At 60.3% G+C, this 1,001-nt stretch carries 1 protein-coding gene and 1 pseudogene; both read right to left on the bottom strand.

Translation table 11 applies throughout. From position 1 onward, the window contains the following. A pseudogene (locus tag WEB61_RS05040) lies at positions 1-294 on the bottom strand (hypothetical protein); the annotation flags it as partial. A 174-nt stretch (positions 295-468) separates the two neighbouring features. Next, a partial coding sequence (locus WEB61_RS05035) for a formylglycine-generating enzyme family protein (RefSeq protein ID WP_368063237.1) occupies positions 469-1,001 on the bottom strand: 533 nt, incomplete at its 5' end.

Below are 1,001 nucleotides of genomic sequence, written 5' to 3'. Positions count from 1 at the left end.
CAGATTGCGGCGCAATACTTCATCGAAACCCCGGCGATTCAGCAGGCCGGTCAATTCGTCGGTCTGTGTCAGCGCTTCGAGCCTGCGTATGCGCGCGTTGAGTTCAACGATGCGCGTTTCTGCCTCGTTGGCGAAGGCGAGCGCCCGGTCGACCAGATCGCGGCTGGCCGGCTTGCGCGAGACGGCGCCGATACTGCGGCGGAATCTCTCTGTCGGCGGATCAATCGGCAGGGTGCCGTCGGTTAAAGAAGGCGCTCCCGTCCCGGTGCCGGCCATGCGTTTCACGTAGCCCATTGTTCCCTCGCAACTTGCTTGCGATCCCCTACAAGGCTGGTTTTTCGGATATGGGAAATGCAAAGGCTTTGCCAGAGAAAAAATCTTTTATAATCAATATGTTAAATGCTCTATCCTGTGTCGCCACCCGGCAAAATATGCCCGTGTGACTCAGCTTTGCCGGGTCAAATGGCGCTACTGCTCAAGGTCGCGGACGAGCCGGAACCCGGCAATCGAGAGCCGATCGTCAGGCGAGCGGCTCTCGCGTGCCCCGATGCGGATCGGGCCGGGTGTATCGGTCCATGAGCCGCCGCGAAGGGCGCGGGTATCGCAATTTGTGGCGATGTTCGAGCTGCCGTCACGTGGCCCAAGGCTGTAGTCGCCGAGCCAGCAATCGGCGAGCCAGACCCAGGCATTGCCTATCATGTCGTACAGGCCGAAAGGGTTGGGGTGGAAGCTGCCGACAGGGCTTGTGTACATGAATCCGTCGTCGCAGGGTTCGGCGACTTTCGCGACTTTGTTCTTGGCCGTCAGATCGTTGACGTTGGCATAGTTGCAGGTGAGGCTGTCGTCGTCGCCCCAGAAGTTCACGCCTGTCGTGCCGCCACGCACGGCGTATTCCCATTCTGCTTCGGTGGGAAGGCGATAGGGCTTGCCGGTTCGTTCGGTCATCCATGCCGCATAGGCGACGGCGTCGTGCCATGAGACGCACACCACGGGATGTGAAG

The organism is Parvibaculum sp. (assembly GCF_040882025.1).
GTDB lineage: Bacteria > Pseudomonadota > Alphaproteobacteria > Parvibaculales > Parvibaculaceae > Parvibaculum.
The sequence above is the reverse complement of the archived record's forward strand: the minus strand, read 5'-3'. Positions and strand labels throughout refer to the sequence as shown.